Consider the following 13,568-nt stretch of genomic DNA (forward strand, 5'->3'; position numbering starts at 1 on the left):
AAATGTCAGCCCGCCGCCTGGGCCGCTTCGCCCAGCGGCACCTCGTAGGGCAGGGTGGCGGTCGCCAGCGCAGGGCCTTCGGCGCTGCCCAGCCGCAGCGCGCTGCCGGCGGCGTCGATCTTCAGCTCGGCCAGCCCGGCCCAGCCGCCCTGCGGCGCGGGCGCGGCGTTGACGATCATGCCGCACGGCTGGCCGGGGTCTTCCGGCCGGTAGATCTCCGCCGCAGGCGCCGGCACCTCGCCATCGCCCTGCACCAGCCACATGCGGCGCTTGAGCGTGCCGCGGTACTGGCTGCGCGCCACGATTTCCTGGCCGGGGTAGCAGCCCTTGCGGAAATTTACGCCGCCGACCAGCTCGAAATTGATCATCTGCGGCACGAACTGTTCCTGCGTCGCGGCGACGATGCGGGGCAGGCCGGACTGCACTTCCAGCCAGTCCCACAGCGCCGGCGGCGCGTCCTGCAGCTTGCCGGCCAGCGCCGCGCGCACGGCCTCGGCGCGCCCGGCGGGCAGCAACAGTTGCCAGCGCGGCTGCCCGGCGGCGTCCGGCAGGCGGATCACGGCAACGCCGTCGGCCTCGGCAACGGCAAAGGCCGCTTCCGGCGCCGGCAGGTTCGCGGCCGCCAACGCATCGGCGGCACCGGCACCGGCGACGCCGACGATGCCGCTGGCGGGCGTGATATCGGCCAGTTTTGCCTTGGAGCGCAGCACGAACATCGACAGCCGCTTCTGCACCGCGGCCTGGATATCGGCCGACAGCTGCAGCACGATGCCTTCAGCATCGCGCCACATCAGAAAGGTGGCGAGCAGGCGACCCTTGGGCGAACAGTAGCCGGCCAGGCGCGCGGAGCCCGGCGTCAGGTCCTCGACCGCATTGGTGAGCTGGGTGTGCAGGAAGCTGGCGGCATCGTCGCCGGCCACGCGGATCAGTCCGAGCCCGGCGGGGGCACAGACGATTCCGCTTGCCTGCAAGGATTCGAGGCTGGCGGCGAGTTCCGGGGCTTGGGCATTCATCACTGGCATTGCGAAATCGTGGCGATCGTCCGAGACAGATCGGGTTGGAAAGGCACCGGTGGCGGCGCGCGCGGCCAGGTGCGCAAGAGGCGCCGGAGCCGCCGCGCATGGTCGGTGCGAGGCTGCCGGTTATTATATGGGGCTACGAGATTTTCGGCCGATGCGCCGCAGTCTCACCCCGATCCTGATACATGAAACGTTTTTTCCTTCGCCTGGGCCTGGCGTTCCTGGTACTCGCGCTGGCGGCAGCCGGCGGCTTTGCGTGGTGGGCCAATCACCCGCTGGCGCTGAACCGTTCGCCGGTCGAAGTGGTGATCAAGCCCAATTCGGGCGTAGCCAGCGTCGGCCGCCAGATCCAGCGCGGCGGCGTCGGCATGGACCCGCGGCTGTTCACGCTGCTGGTGCGCCTGACCGGCCACGGGGCCGACCTGAAGGCCGGCGGCTATGAATTCGAGACCGGCGCCACGCCGCTGTCGGTGATGGGCAAGCTGGTGCGCGGCGATGTCACGCACTACGTGGTTACCGTGATCGAGGGCTGGGAGTTCCGCAAGATGCGCGCGGCGGTCGATGCCAGCCCGGCGCTGAGCCACGATACGCGCGACATGTCCGACGCGGAGCTGATGAAGGCAATCGGCGCCGCCGAGGCCTCGCCCGAGGGGCTGTTCTTCCCGGACACCTACCTGTTCGCGCGCGGCAGCAGCGATATCGACCTGTACAAGCACGCCTATCGCGCCATGCAGCGCCGGCTCAATGAAGCCTGGAACGCACGCGCGCCCGACCTGCCGTACAAGTCCCCGTACGAGGCGCTGGTGATGGCGTCGATCGTGGAGAAGGAGACCGGGCAGGCGTCGGAGCGCCCGATGATCGCCGCGGTGTTCATCAACCGGCTGCGCAAGAACATGATGCTGCAGACCGACCCGACCGTGATCTACGGCCTGGGCCAGGCCTTCGACGGAGACCTGCGCAAGCGCGACCTGCAGGCCGACACCCCGTACAATACGTACACCCGCACCGGCCTGCCGCCCACGCCGATCGCGCTGCCGGGCCTGGCCTCGCTGGCGGCGGCCACCGCACCGGCGCCGTCCGATGCGCTGTACTTCGTCGCCCGCGGCGACGGCAGCAGCCATTTCTCCAACTCGCTACCCGAACACAACCGCGCGGTCGACAAGTACCAGCGCGGCAAATAGGCATTCCATGCGCGGAAAATTCATCACTTTCGAAGGCATCGACGGCGCCGGCAAGAGCACCCATATCGACTGGGTGGCGGCACGGCTGCGAGCGCGCGCCGGCATTCCCGCCGTGGTCACCACCCGCGAGCCGGGCGGCACGCCGCTGGGCGAAGACCTGCGCCAGCTGCTGCTGCACCGGAAAATGCACCTCGAGACCGAGGCGCTGCTGATGTTCGCGGCGCGCCGCGAGCATATCGCCGAGGTCATCGACCCCGCGCTGGCACGTGGCGAATGGGTGATCTCCGACCGCTTCACGGATGCCACCTTTGCCTACCAGGGCGGGGGCAGGGGCCTGCCGACGCAGCGGCTCGAAGTGCTGGAAGACTGGGTGCAGGACGGCCTGCAGCCGGACCTGACGCTGCTATTCGACGTGCCGCTGGAAACCGCCAGCGAGCGGCTGGCCGGAGCCCGGGCGCCGGACAAGTTCGAGGCGGAATCGCGTGCGTTCTTCCAGCGCACCCGCGACGAATACCTGCGCCGGGCCGCGGCGGCACCGGGGCGCTTCCGCGTGATCGACGCCACGCGCAGCATCGACGCAATTCGAGAAGAACTCGATCAGATTATCGCAACCCTTTGATCTGACGGCACTATACTCCCTGATTCACATGCTCTATCCCTGGCAGAAGGAAGACTGGCAACGGCTCGGCATCCTGCGCGAACGGCTCCCGCATGCCTTGCTGATCCATGGCCAGCAAGGCATCGGCAAGCGCGACCTGGCGCTGCATTTCGCGCAAGGCCTGCTTTGCGAAGCGCCGCGGCCCGACGGCCAGCCCTGCGGCCAGTGTTCCGCGTGCCACTGGTTCAGCCAGGGCAATCACCCTGATTTCACCGTGGTGCGCCCCGAGGCGCTGGATGCCTCGGCCGAGCCTGATACCGACGAAGGCGGCAAGAAAAAGGCGCCGAGCAAGATCATCCGCATGGAGCAGGTGCGCGCGCTGATCGAGGCGGTGGGCGTCGGCACGCACCGCGCAGGCCTGCGCGTGGTGGTCGTGTATCCGCTCGATGCGTTGCAGACCGAGGGCGCCAACGCGCTGCTGAAGACACTGGAGGAACCGCCCCCGTCGACCGTATTCCTGCTGGTGACCGACCGGCTCGACCGTATCCTGCCGACCATCCTGTCGCGCTGCCGCCAGTTCTCGGCCCAACGCCCGACGCCGGAGGCCGCGCTCGCGTGGCTGCAGGGCCAGGGGGTTGCCGATGCCGAGGCCCAGCTGGCGCAGGCCGGCGGTTCGCCGCTGACCGCGCTGCACGCGGCCGAGGCCGAGGAGCAGCCGCTGCAACGCCTGCTGGTCAGCCAGCTGGGCGCGGGCGCCGCGTTCGACGCCTCTGCAGCCGCCGAACAACTGCAAAAGCTGCCGGTGCCCGCCGTGCTTGGCATCCTGCAGCGCTGGACGTACGATCTGCTGAAGCTGCGGCTGGATGGCGCCGGCGGCACCGCGCCGCGCTACTTCCCCAAGGAGCACGCCGCGCTGGCGCGCTGCGCCGGGGCCACCGACGCGCACCGGCTGCAGGCCTACGCGACGCGGCTGACCGCGCATCGCCGCAGCGAGAACCATCCGCTGGCGGCAAGGCTGGTGATGGAGGCAGTATTCCTGGAGTACCGGCAGCTGTTCCGATAAGGCAGCGCCCCTACGCAGTGCCGCTACGCAGTGCCGTTTCGGGGCAACACCATAACAACAAGCAGTAACAAGCAGCATCGTCATTCAGGGGGTCAACCATGAACACTGCAGTCACCGGGGCACCGCCGGGCGCCCCGCTGGGCGCGCCGACCGGCAGCGGCGCGGCATCGCGTCCCAACGTGCTGTCGTTGTCGATCAAGGATCAGGCCGGGCTGTACGCGGCCTATATGCCATTCCTGGCGCGCGGCGGCATTTTCGTGCCGTCGAACCGGCCGTTCCGGCTGGGCGAGCAGGTGTTTCTGGTGCTGTCCCTGCTGGACCGGCCGCAGAAGTACCAGATCGCGGGCCAGGTGGCCTGGATCACCCCGGCGGGCACGCCGATGAAGACCCCCGGCGTCGGCGTACACTTCCCCGACGACGACAACGGGCGCAATCTGCGCCGCACAGTGGAGGAGATCCTGGGCAAGATGCTGGAATCCGGGCGCCCCACGCAAACCATATGAGGATTGCGAAGATAGCTTCGCAATCCATTGATAGTTAATGAATTCTTCCCGTTTTTCCCTGCGCATTGCCGAGCCCCGCGACCTGCCGGGCATCGTGGCGATCTATAACAGCACCGTGCCGTCGCGCATGGTCACCGCCGACACCGAGCCGGTCACCGTGGCCTCGCGCCAGGCCTGGTTCGACGCCCACCAGCCCGGACGCCGCCCGCTATGGGTGTGCGAGGATGCCGACGGCCGCATGGCCGGCTGGATGAGCTTCTCGGATTTCTATGGCCGCCCGGCCTATGGCGGCACCGCCGAGGTCTCGATCTACCTGGACGCCGAGCGCCGGGGCCAGGGGCTGGGCCGGTACTTGCTGCAGCAGGCCATCGACCATGCGCCCGCGGTCGGCGTGAATACGCTGCTCGGCTTCATCTTTGGGCACAATGCCCCCAGCCTGGGCCTGTTCGCCGCGATGGGCTTTACCCGCTGGGGCGACCTGCCGCGCGTGGCCGTGCTCGACGGCGTCGAGCGCGACCTGATCATCCTCGGCCTCCGCGTGGATGGCGGGCAGCCGGCCTGAGCGGCCGAAGACAAGAGAATTCCCATGTTTGTCGATTCCCATTGCCATATCGATTTCCCCGAGCTGGCCGCGCGCCTGCCCGAACTGCTGGAAAACATGCGCGCCAACCAGGTCACGCATGCGCTGTGCATCTCGGTGACGCTGGAGGACTTCCCGCGCGTGCTGGCGCTGGCCGAGCAGCATCCCAACCTGTATGCCTCGGTCGGCGTGCATCCCGATTATGAAGAGGGGGAGGACCCGTCCGTCGAGCGCCTGGTCGAGCTGTCGGCGCATCCGCGCGTGGTCGGCACCGGCGAGACCGGGCTGGACTACTACCGCCTTAACGGCCGCAGCATCGCCGACATGGAATGGCAGCGCGAACGCTTCCGCAACCATATCCGTGCCGCGCGCCAGACCGGCAAGCCGCTGATCATCCATACCCGTTCGTCCGCCGACGACACGCTGCGGCTGATGCGCGAAGAGAACGCGGGCGAAGCGGGTGGCGTGATGCACTGCTTTACCGAGACCTGGGACGTCGCCCGGCAGGCGCTGGACCAGGGCTTCCATATCTCGTTTTCCGGCATCGTCACCTTCAAAAGCGCCGCCGACCTGCAGGAGACCGCGCGCAAGGTGCCGCTCGACCGCATGCTGATCGAGACCGATTCACCCTACCTGGCACCCGTGCCATACCGCGGCAAGACCAACGAGCCGGCCTGGGTGCGCCACGTAGGCGAGTTCATTGCGCAGCTGAGGGGGGTGCCGGTGGCGCAGGTGGCTGAGCAGACCACGGAAAATTTCTTTAACCTATTCACGCACATCGACAGGAATGCTCATGTTTGACCTGAAGTCTGTCCGCCGTGCCGCCGGCGCCGTGGTGCTGGTGGCGGCCACGCTGGCGCAGGCCGCGCCGGCCGACGACATGCGCAAGGCGGTCGAGTTCGACGATGCCAATACCGTCAGGAAGCTGCTGGCCAAGGGCGTCGATCCCAATATCGTCGACAGCCGCGGCAACCCGGCGCTGGTGCTGGCGCTGCGCGAGAAGTCGCTCAAGGTGGCAACGGTGCTGATCCGCGCCAAGGACATCGATTTCGACAAGGCCAACCCCGCCGGGGAGACCCCGCTGATGATGGCGGCGCTGCAGGGCCAGCTCGACATGGTCAAGCTGATGGTCGACGAGATGGAGGCCGAGATCAACAAGACCGGCTGGACCCCGCTGCACTACGCCGCCACCAATGGCCACAACAACGTGGTCAAGTACCTGGTCGACCATGCCGCGTATATCGACGCCGAGTCGCCCAACGGCACCACGCCACTGATGATGGCCGCGCGCGCGGGCCATATCGAGACCGTCAAGCTGCTGCTGGACGAAGGCGCCGACATGCGCCTGAAGAACCAGCAGGGCATGACCGTGATCGACTTTGCCGAGCGCTACAACCAGGCCGAGATCGCCAACGGGCTGAAGTCGCGCTGGCAGAAGATGTATCCGCAGACGCCGATCGTGCCGGCGCCGCCGCTGAAGGCGCCCACCGGGACGCCGGGCGGCCAGCGTCCCGCCACCGCGCCGGCTGCGCCGCAGACCAAGGGCTGGTAAGGCGCGCCCCGGCATGGATGCAACCCCCGCCCCGGCCGCACCGGGCCGGCTGCGCCAGTGGGCACGGCGGCTCAAGGCCAGCCTGCTGACACTGTGGTTCTGCACTCGCCACCCCGGCACTCCACGGGGCGCGCGGCTGCTGGCGGTGCTGGTGGTCGGCTATGCCTTCAGCCCGATCGACCTGATTCCCGATTTCATCCCGGTGCTGGGTTACCTCGACGATGTCGTGCTGGTGCCGGTGGGCATCTGGCTCGCCTTGCGGATGATTCCGCCCGCGGTCACCGAGGAATGCCGCGGCCGCGCCGAGGCCTGGCAGGCCACCCATGCGCAACGGCCGCGCATTCGCGCGGCCGCCGTGGTGATCGTGCTGCTGTGGGGCGTGCTGGCGTGGCTGGCCTGGCGCTGGCTGGCGCCGCGCTGACAGCGCGCTGACAGCGGGCACAGCCTCTAGACGTCGTCCGCCAGCCGCACGCCCGTGAACTGCCAGCGCTGGTGCGGGTAGAAGAAGTTGCGGTAGGTTGCCCGGATATGCGATTCGGGCGTGACGCACGACCCGCCGCGCAACACCATCTGGCTGCTCATGAACTTGCCGTTGTACTCGCCGACCGCGCCGGCGTTCGGGCGGAAGCCGGGGTAGGGCAGGAAGGCGCTGCCGGTCCATTCCCACACATCGCCGAACATCTGGCGCAGCACGCCCGAGGTGTTCTGCCGGTCCGGCAGCGGCCGCAGCGCGCGGCCTTCGACGAAATTCCCCGTGGCCGGCAGGCTGCGCGCGGCGTGCTCCCATTCCGCCTCGGTCGGCAGCCGGCGCTCGGCCCAGCGCGCGAATGCGTCGGCCTCGTAGAAGCTGATATGGGTGACCGGGCTGTCCGGATCGACCGGATGCATGCCGCGCAGCGTCATCTGCCACCATGTGCCTTCGCGCGCTTCCCAGTACAGCGGCGCCTGGATGCCTTGCTCGCCGACCCAGCGCCAGCCGTCGGACAGCCACAGGCCGGCGGTTTGGTAGCCGCCGTCGTCGATGAACTCGAACCACTGGCGGTTGCTGACCGGGTGCGAGCACAGCGTGAACGGCTGCAGGTAGACCTTGTGGCGCGGCGCCTCGCAGTCAAAGGCAAAGCTCTCGCCGCCATGGCCGATCTCGACCACGCCGCCGTCGAAGCCGATCCAGTCGGGCGCCGGGCGCGGGTCGGCAATCACCGGCTCGGGCAGTTCCGGCGCAAAGGCCGGCCGCAGCGGATTCTGCGCGAACAGGTGCAGGATGTCGGTCAGCAGCAGTTCCTGGTGCTGCTGCTCATGCTGCAGGCCGAGCATGATCAGCGCGGCCTCGGCGTCGGTCTGGGCGCTGCCGAGCAGCGCCATCATCGACTCGTCCACGGCCTCGCGGTAGGCCAGCACCTCGTCCAGCGACGGGCGCGTCAGCAGGCCGCGCTGCGGGCGCGGATAGCGCGGGCCGACTGCCTCGTAATAGGAGTTGAACAGGTAGCGGTAGTCCGGGTCCACCGGCTCATAGTCGGGGATGCGCGCGGCCAGCACGAATTCCTCGAAGAACCAGGTGGTGTGCGCCAGGTGCCATTTCGCCGGACTGGCGTCGTCCATCGACTGCACGGTGGCATCGGCATCGGACAAGTCGGCCACCAGCGTCTCGGTGCTGGCGCGGACGTGGCGATACTGCGAAAGCAGGGCGGGTTCGTGCGGAGGATGGAGGGCGGCGGCGGGCAACAGGGCTGAAGTCATGCGGGCTCCCGGAATGGATCGATCGATGACTGCAGGCGGCCGGCGGGCGCGTCCTTGCTGGCTGCGCCAGCGTGCCGCCAATGGCACGCGGGGCGCCGTAGCGCCCCGATCCATCATAGACCCGATCCGTTGCCGGGGCGAGCAGGCGCCGTCCTACACGGCGCGCGGCTGCCCGCTGGCTTCAGTCAGCCATTCCAGCAAGCCGTTCAGGCGGCCAGCCGGGTGGCGTCGTTCAGCGCCGCGACTTCGGTGCGGGCGTTGGCCAGGCCGGCTTCGCGGAACTCCGGACCCATGGCCAGGCCGTGGGCGCGCACGTAGGTAATGTCGGTGATGCCGAGGAAGCGCAGCACCACGTCGACGGTGACTTCGTGCAGGTCCAGCGAATTTGCATCCTGGCGCACGCCGCCGCGCGACGACACCACGATCACGCGCTTGCCGCCGGCCAGGCCGACCGGGCCGTTCTCGGTGTACTTGAAGGTGCGGCCTGCCTGTGCGATGCGGTCGATCCAGGCCTTGAGCTGGCTCGGGATGCCGAAGTTGTACTGCGGCACGCCCAGCACCAGCACGTCGGCGGCGAGGAATTCGGCCAGGAACTGCTCGGTGCGCTCCAGCTCGGCTTGCTGCACGGCGTTCAGGCCATCCTTGGGACCGCCCAGAACCGGCAGCAGGTTGCCCGACAGGTGCGCCGGGCCATCCCGGTCCAGGTCGCGCACGGTGACCTTCGCTTCAGGGTTGGCCGCGACCAGGTCGGCCACCACGCTGGCGGTCAGGTTGCGGGAAACGGAGTTGTCGCCGAGGACGCTGGAATCGATCTGCAGGATGTTCATGTCTTTCTCCACGAAGGGGCGGTTGCGATGGAGGAAAGATACTGGCTGGCCATTGGTATCGGTAGTGAGGCAAAATGCAAATGATTGTTCTATCGATGCAACGCCAAGCCAAACCGTCATGCAAGACCTCAACGACCTGTCCCTGTTCGCGCAGGTGGTGGAACACGGCAGCTTCTCGGCGGCCAGCCGCGCCACCGGCGTCCCCAAGTCGCGCCTGAGCCGGCGCATCGCCCAGCTGGAGCGCGACCTGGGCGTGCAGCTGCTGCGCCGGACCACACGGCAGGTGCGCGTGACGCCGCTTGGCGAGTCGTTCTACGAACGCTGCCGGGCCATGCTCAACGAAGCCCAGGCCGCGCGCGAAGTGATCGAGCAGGCGCGCGAGCAGCCTGGCGGCACGCTGCGCGTCAGCTGCCCGGTGGCGATAGCGCAGATCCTGCTGGCGCCGGCCATCGGGCATTTCATGCGGGCCAACCCGGCGGTGCGGATCGAGCTGGAGGCGACCAACCGGCGTGTCGACGTGATCGCCGAGGGCTTCGACCTGGCGCTGCGTGTGCGCGAGGTGATGGAAGACTCGAGCCTGGCCGTGCGCACCTTCGGCGAGAGCCAGCTGATGCTGGTGGCCAGCCCCGCGCTGCTCGACAGCATCGGCCGGCCGCGCACGCCGCAGGCGCTCGACGGCATGCCCGGCGTGGGCCAGCACCCGCATGACGGCAAGCATGTCTGGATGCTGCGCTGCCAGCCCGGCGAGACCATCCAGATCGCCTACGACCCGCGCCTGGTCACCGATGAATTCGCGCTGCTGCGCGAGGCCGCGATCGCCGGCGTGGGCGTGGCCATGCTGCCGCGCATGTACTGCCGCGATGCCATCGACAGCGGCCAGCTTGAACTGCTGCTGCCCCAGTATGAGATGCCGGTCGGCACGCTGCACGCGGTGTTCCCGTCGCGCAAGGGCGTCACGCCGGCGACCCGGCGCTTTCTCGATTTCCTGGGCGAGATCCTGCCCGAGTGCGCGCGCAAGGTCGGCATGGTTGAACCGAGGCAGCCGGCCATGCACAGGGTGGTCTAGCGCGCGCCCCGTCCGAGAGCGTGTGTGTGATCGGCGAGAGGGCGGACGTCGCACGGATCTCGGCCGCGCGGGTCATCGGCGCGCCACGGGCAAGTCTGGCAATTGCGGCTTTACCTTCACGCCGGCTCGCACTAAGGTACAGGGGCGGCACCTGCGCGTGAGGGTAAAGGCGCATGGAAGCCGGACCGTTCCCAAAAAACTCGGCAAGGAGAATGGCCATGGGTGGCTCTCAGGATTTGGGCAAGGCGCTGTTGCGCATCGTGCTTGGCGTGCTGATCCTGATGCACGGCATCGCCAAGGTGACCGGCGCATCCGGCATCGGTTTCGTGTCGAAGGTGGTCGCGGATGCGGGGTTGCCGGCCTGGGTTGCCTATGGTGTCTATATCGGCGAGCTGGTGGCGCCGATCCTGCTGATCATCGGGTTGTGGAGCCGGCTGGCGGCGATCATCGTCGCCATCAACATGCTGTTTGCGCTGTTCCTGGTGCACAGCGCCGAATTCGGCGCGCTATCCAAGACCGGCGGCTGGGCGCTGGAGCTGCAGGGCATGTTCCTGGGGGCGGCGCTGGCTGTGGCGTTGCTGGGCGCCGGCAGGTTCAGCGTGGGCGGCATCAACGGGAAGCTCAACTAGCTTCCGCGGGTCTGGCGCCGCGCGGCACCGTGGCGTTCCGGCCCCGCGCGGATGGGCAGGGGTGCCGGGTGAACGCGTGGCCGTGGCCTCTGGAGACGTATCGTGAAATCCTTCCGGTTGTCCTTTCCGCTGGTGGCGGTGGCGCTGACCGTGGCGGGCTGCGCCAGCGCGCCCGACATCAAGACCGACTACAATCGCTCGGCCGACTTCAGCGCCTACCGCAGCTTCGGCTTCGTCGAGCATCCGGGCACCGACCGACAGGGATACGAGAGCCTGACCACCCAGTACCTGAAGGGCGCGGTACAGCGCGAGATGACCGCGCGCGGCTACCGCTACGCGCAGCAGTCCCCGGACCTGCTGGTCAACTTCAACACGCGGTTGCAGGAAAAGGTCCAGGTCAGCCCGGCGCCGGCGCCGATGATGGGCTATTACGGCTATCGCGGCGGCCTCTATGCGCCGTGGCCCGGCTACGGCTTCTACAACGACGTCTATACCTACACCGAAGGCACGCTCAATATCGACCTGGTCGATGCCCGCCAGAAGAAGCTGGTGTGGGAAGGCGTGGCGGTGGGCAGCGTCGATACCGGCGACAAGACCAATGCGCAGCAGCGCATCGACAAGGTCGTGGGGCAGATCTTCGCGAAGTACCCGTTCCGCGCGGGGCAATAGCCCGCGCTAGCCTGCACTAGCCGGGCCGCGGCGCGCGCTCGATCGCCTCGGCGATAAAGGCATCGACGGGCTTGGGCGCCGACCACAGGTAGCCCTGGCCAAGCGGGCAGCGCAGCGCGCGCAGTGCTGCGCGCTGCGATTCCGTTTCCACCCCTTCGGCCACGCACTCCAGCCCCAGGTCGCGCGCCATTGCGATCATGTGGCGGCAAATGGCTTCGCGCTGGCCGTGGCCGTCGATCTGCGCGACGAAATAGCGGTCCAGCTTGAGCTGGGTGAAGGGCAGGTCCGCCAGCAGCTTGAGCGTGGCGATGCCGATGCCGAAATCGTCGATCGCCACGCCGTAGCCCATCAGCCGCAGCCGGTTCAGCGCGACCGACAGCGCCACCGTGTCGGGCACGGGATAGCCTTCGGTCAGTTCCACCGTCAATGCGCGCGGCGACACGCCGCTGGCCGCCACCAGCGTATCGAGCTGTTCCAGCACGCCCGGCCGGCACAGGGTTTGCGCCGACGCGTTGATGCCCAGCGTGATGTCGATGCCTGCGGCCTGCAGTTGCTGCTGTGCCGCCAGGCACTGGCGCACGACGAATTCAAACACCAGGTGGGCGGCGTCCAGCGCTTCCAGGCGCGGGACAAAGGCATCGGGCCGCAGTAGTCCGTGCCGCGGATGGCGCCAGCGCACCAGCGCTTCGGCGCCGGCCAGCCGGCCGCTGGCAAGGTCGTGCTGCGGCTGCAGCATCACCAGCAGGCCGTCGCCCGAGCGCGCCGCGGCGGTCAGCTCGGCATCGTCGGGCAAGCAGGCGGGCATTCGTGCGTCGTCATCCGGGCCGGGCGCCAGCACGGCGGCCAGGACCTCTTCCACGGCATCGCGCGCGAGTGGCTTGCGCAAGGCATGCACGCGCGCAATGCCCGCGGCGTGCGCCAGGCTGCGATTCGATTCCAGGATGTCATCCGCCAGCGCGGTAACCCAGACCCAGACCGGCGGTGCCGCGGCAAACGCCTGCGCGCCGCGGCGATGCAGTTCGGCGATCAGTTCCGGGCCATTGCCGCCAGGCATCTCGATGTCGCACAGCACGGCGTCGAACGGCTGGCGGCCAAGCAACTCGGCGGCCTGCATGCCGCTCTGCGCCGACACCACCGTCTGCACCCCCAATTGCCGCAGCAGTCCCTCGGCGGCGAGCCGCTGGAACGGGTGGTCTTCGACAACGAGGATGCGCAGGGTAGCGTAACGGATCGGCATGGGAGGGGGGCGCGGCGAGCGCATCCGGGCATGGTAGCGCGGCATCGGCGCGCCGGCCAGCAGTGGGGCTGTCGCCATGGCGCAGCGAAATTGGCGATATAGCCGGTGAAACGCGCTGCGTTACGAATATTTGCGCTTTCCGGTTCAATGACCCGCTGCCATACCCGCTACAATCGCTGCCCGTAGTTTTGAACATGGCATGTCGATAATGGGTTTGGGCTGGTTCGGATTCTCGACTTTCTGGGTGCTGCCGCTGGTCTGGCGGATGGCCGGGCGCTGGCTTGCCGGCGATCGCCGTCTGGCCGGGCCGGGCTCGCTGCGTACCTGGCTCGGTACGCTGGCGGTGCTGTGTGCCAGCGCCAGCCTGGAGGCGCTCACCGGCGGGTCCGACCCGGAGTCCAGCGCGGGCGGTTCCGCGGGACGCGCGCTTGCCGGCATGTTCGGCAACCTGTTCGGCTGGACCGGTGCCTTGCTGCTGATGCTGGGCGTGCTGGCGCTGGCGGCACCGATGGTGTTCGGCGAAACCTGGCGCAGCCTGTTCGCGCGCAAGCCGCGCCGCGCGGCGGACCCTGATGCCCCGGCAGACGAGCCGGCGCCGGCCTTCACCAACCCGTTCGCCAATACTTTCACGCCGCAGGCGCCGCGCGAAGCCGAGCGCCGCGAGGCCGCCACCGGCGCCCAGGGCAACTGGAGCGCGCCGCCCCAGCGCCACCGCAGTTTCGAAGCGGTTTCGGCGCGGCGCCAGCCCGCGTGGCAGCCGCCGCGGCGTACCCGTGAATCGCCGCCGCAGCCGGGCGAGATCTGGCTGCATGCTGCCGATGCGCCGGCCGCGGGCAAGACCGCGCGCGCCGCGGGAACCTCCGCTGCGGCAGGCGCGGCCCAGGCCGTTGCGCAGGCGGCGCCGGCA

Annotated in this window: 16 protein-coding genes; 12 read left to right on the plus strand and 4 right to left on the minus strand. The window is 68.7% G+C overall.

Annotation, left to right across the window (positions count from 1 at the left end; translation table 11 throughout):
* Window positions 1–5: 5 nt before the first annotated feature.
* Entirely contained in the window at window positions 6–1,022 is a 1,017-nt protein-coding gene (locus E1J61_RS26480; protein WP_133096904.1) for a folate-binding protein YgfZ, read from the minus strand.
* 182 nt (window positions 1,023–1,204) lie between these two features.
* On the opposite strand from E1J61_RS26480, the gene mltG reads away from it, so the two are divergent.
* From mltG to E1J61_RS26520, 8 genes are all read left to right on the plus strand, one after another.
* Window positions 1,205–2,200 carry an endolytic transglycosylase MltG gene (mltG, locus tag E1J61_RS26485; protein ID WP_133096905.1) on the plus strand — a complete coding sequence of 332 codons (996 nt, stop codon included), beginning with the start codon at window positions 1,205–1,207 and terminating at the stop codon, window positions 2,198–2,200.
* A gap of 7 nt (window positions 2,201–2,207) precedes the next feature.
* Window positions 2,208–2,819: a dTMP kinase gene (gene tmk, locus E1J61_RS26490; protein ID WP_133096906.1), complete on the plus strand. Its 612-nt coding sequence runs from the start codon at window positions 2,208–2,210 to the stop codon at window positions 2,817–2,819.
* 28 nt (window positions 2,820–2,847) lie between these two features.
* Window positions 2,848–3,861, plus strand: a complete 1,014-nt coding sequence (locus E1J61_RS26495; protein WP_133096907.1) for a DNA polymerase III subunit delta' — start codon at window positions 2,848–2,850, stop codon at window positions 3,859–3,861.
* Window positions 3,862–3,959: 98 nt separating this feature from the next.
* Window positions 3,960–4,364, plus strand: a complete 405-nt coding sequence (locus tag E1J61_RS26500) for a PilZ domain-containing protein (RefSeq protein WP_133096908.1) — start codon at window positions 3,960–3,962, stop codon at window positions 4,362–4,364.
* 37 nt (window positions 4,365–4,401) lie between these two features.
* Window positions 4,402–4,926, plus strand: coding sequence for a GNAT family N-acetyltransferase (locus E1J61_RS26505; RefSeq protein ID WP_133096909.1), 525 nt, complete (start codon window positions 4,402–4,404; stop codon window positions 4,924–4,926).
* Between the two features lie 24 nt (window positions 4,927–4,950).
* Window positions 4,951–5,745, plus strand: a complete 795-nt coding sequence (locus E1J61_RS26510) for a TatD family hydrolase (RefSeq protein WP_133096910.1) — start codon at window positions 4,951–4,953, stop codon at window positions 5,743–5,745.
* Window positions 5,738–6,496 (plus strand): ankyrin repeat domain-containing protein, encoded by a 759-nt coding sequence (locus E1J61_RS26515; RefSeq protein ID WP_133096911.1) that lies wholly within the window; start codon window positions 5,738–5,740, stop codon window positions 6,494–6,496. The genes E1J61_RS26510 and E1J61_RS26515 overlap by 8 nt, the downstream gene beginning before the upstream one ends.
* 13 nt (window positions 6,497–6,509) lie before the next feature.
* Complete coding sequence (locus E1J61_RS26520) at window positions 6,510–6,917, plus strand: YkvA family protein (RefSeq protein ID WP_133096912.1); 408 nt, start codon at window positions 6,510–6,512, stop codon at window positions 6,915–6,917.
* Window positions 6,918–6,943: 26 nt separating this feature from the next.
* On the opposite strand, the gene egtB is transcribed toward E1J61_RS26520, so the two are convergent.
* Together egtB and E1J61_RS26530 are read right to left on the minus strand one after the other, a co-directional pair.
* A complete protein-coding gene (egtB, locus tag E1J61_RS26525) occupies window positions 6,944–8,233 on the minus strand; it encodes an ergothioneine biosynthesis protein EgtB (RefSeq protein WP_133096913.1) in 1,290 nt (429 codons plus the stop codon).
* Window positions 8,234–8,439: 206 nt separating this feature from the next.
* Window positions 8,440–9,060, minus strand: a complete 621-nt coding sequence (locus E1J61_RS26530; RefSeq protein ID WP_133096914.1) for an FMN-dependent NADH-azoreductase — start codon at window positions 9,058–9,060, stop codon at window positions 8,440–8,442.
* Between the two features lie 118 nt (window positions 9,061–9,178).
* Between E1J61_RS26530 and E1J61_RS26535 the strand changes: the two genes are divergently transcribed.
* From E1J61_RS26535 to E1J61_RS26545, 3 genes are all read left to right on the plus strand, one after another.
* Window positions 9,179–10,126 (plus strand): LysR family transcriptional regulator, encoded by a 948-nt coding sequence (locus E1J61_RS26535; RefSeq protein ID WP_133096915.1) that lies wholly within the window; start codon window positions 9,179–9,181, stop codon window positions 10,124–10,126.
* A 218-nt stretch (window positions 10,127–10,344) separates the two neighbouring features.
* Window positions 10,345–10,755: a DoxX family protein gene (locus tag E1J61_RS26540; RefSeq protein ID WP_133096916.1), complete on the plus strand. Its 411-nt coding sequence runs from the start codon at window positions 10,345–10,347 to the stop codon at window positions 10,753–10,755.
* 102 nt (window positions 10,756–10,857) lie between these two features.
* The gene (locus E1J61_RS26545) at window positions 10,858–11,424 is read left to right on the plus strand and encodes a DUF4136 domain-containing protein (RefSeq protein ID WP_133096917.1); all 567 of its coding nucleotides are present in this window, start codon (window positions 10,858–10,860) and stop codon (window positions 11,422–11,424) included.
* A gap of 16 nt (window positions 11,425–11,440) precedes the next feature.
* On the opposite strand, the gene E1J61_RS26550 is transcribed toward E1J61_RS26545, so the two are convergent.
* A complete protein-coding gene (locus tag E1J61_RS26550; protein ID WP_133096925.1) occupies window positions 11,441–12,661 on the minus strand; it encodes an EAL domain-containing protein in 1,221 nt (406 codons plus the stop codon).
* Window positions 12,662–12,869: 208 nt separating this feature from the next.
* Here E1J61_RS26550 and E1J61_RS26555 point away from each other — a divergent pair.
* Window positions 12,870–13,568: DNA translocase FtsK 4TM domain-containing protein (locus tag E1J61_RS26555; RefSeq protein WP_207951256.1), on the plus strand; the 699-nt coding region annotated here is incomplete at its 3' end.

The organism is Cupriavidus sp. L7L (assembly GCF_004353535.1).
GTDB lineage: Bacteria > Pseudomonadota > Gammaproteobacteria > Burkholderiales > Burkholderiaceae > Cupriavidus > Cupriavidus oxalaticus_A.

Excerpts from the sequence above, each read along its gene's own strand:
- E1J61_RS26480 (WP_133096904.1), bottom strand. The coding sequence starts at position 1,022 with ATGCCAGTGATGAATGCCCAAGCCCCGGAACTCGCCGCCAGCCTCGAA.
- mltG (WP_133096905.1), top strand. The coding sequence starts at position 1,205 with ATGAAACGTTTTTTCCTTCGCCTGGGCCTGGCGTTCCTGGTACTCGCG.
- tmk (WP_133096906.1), top strand. The coding sequence starts at position 2,208 with ATGCGCGGAAAATTCATCACTTTCGAAGGCATCGACGGCGCCGGCAAG.
- E1J61_RS26495 (WP_133096907.1), top strand. The coding sequence starts at position 2,848 with ATGCTCTATCCCTGGCAGAAGGAAGACTGGCAACGGCTCGGCATCCTG.
- E1J61_RS26500 (WP_133096908.1), top strand. The coding sequence starts at position 3,960 with ATGAACACTGCAGTCACCGGGGCACCGCCGGGCGCCCCGCTGGGCGCG.
- E1J61_RS26505 (WP_133096909.1), top strand. The coding sequence starts at position 4,402 with ATGAATTCTTCCCGTTTTTCCCTGCGCATTGCCGAGCCCCGCGACCTG.
- E1J61_RS26510 (WP_133096910.1), top strand. The coding sequence starts at position 4,951 with ATGTTTGTCGATTCCCATTGCCATATCGATTTCCCCGAGCTGGCCGCG.
- E1J61_RS26515 (WP_133096911.1), top strand. The coding sequence starts at position 5,738 with ATGTTTGACCTGAAGTCTGTCCGCCGTGCCGCCGGCGCCGTGGTGCTG.
- E1J61_RS26520 (WP_133096912.1), top strand. The coding sequence starts at position 6,510 with ATGGATGCAACCCCCGCCCCGGCCGCACCGGGCCGGCTGCGCCAGTGG.
- egtB (WP_133096913.1), bottom strand. The coding sequence starts at position 8,233 with ATGACTTCAGCCCTGTTGCCCGCCGCCGCCCTCCATCCTCCGCACGAA.
- E1J61_RS26530 (WP_133096914.1), bottom strand. The coding sequence starts at position 9,060 with ATGAACATCCTGCAGATCGATTCCAGCGTCCTCGGCGACAACTCCGTT.
- E1J61_RS26535 (WP_133096915.1), top strand. The coding sequence starts at position 9,179 with ATGCAAGACCTCAACGACCTGTCCCTGTTCGCGCAGGTGGTGGAACAC.
- E1J61_RS26540 (WP_133096916.1), top strand. The coding sequence starts at position 10,345 with ATGGGTGGCTCTCAGGATTTGGGCAAGGCGCTGTTGCGCATCGTGCTT.
- E1J61_RS26550 (WP_133096925.1), bottom strand. The coding sequence starts at position 12,661 with ATGCCGATCCGTTACGCTACCCTGCGCATCCTCGTTGTCGAAGACCAC.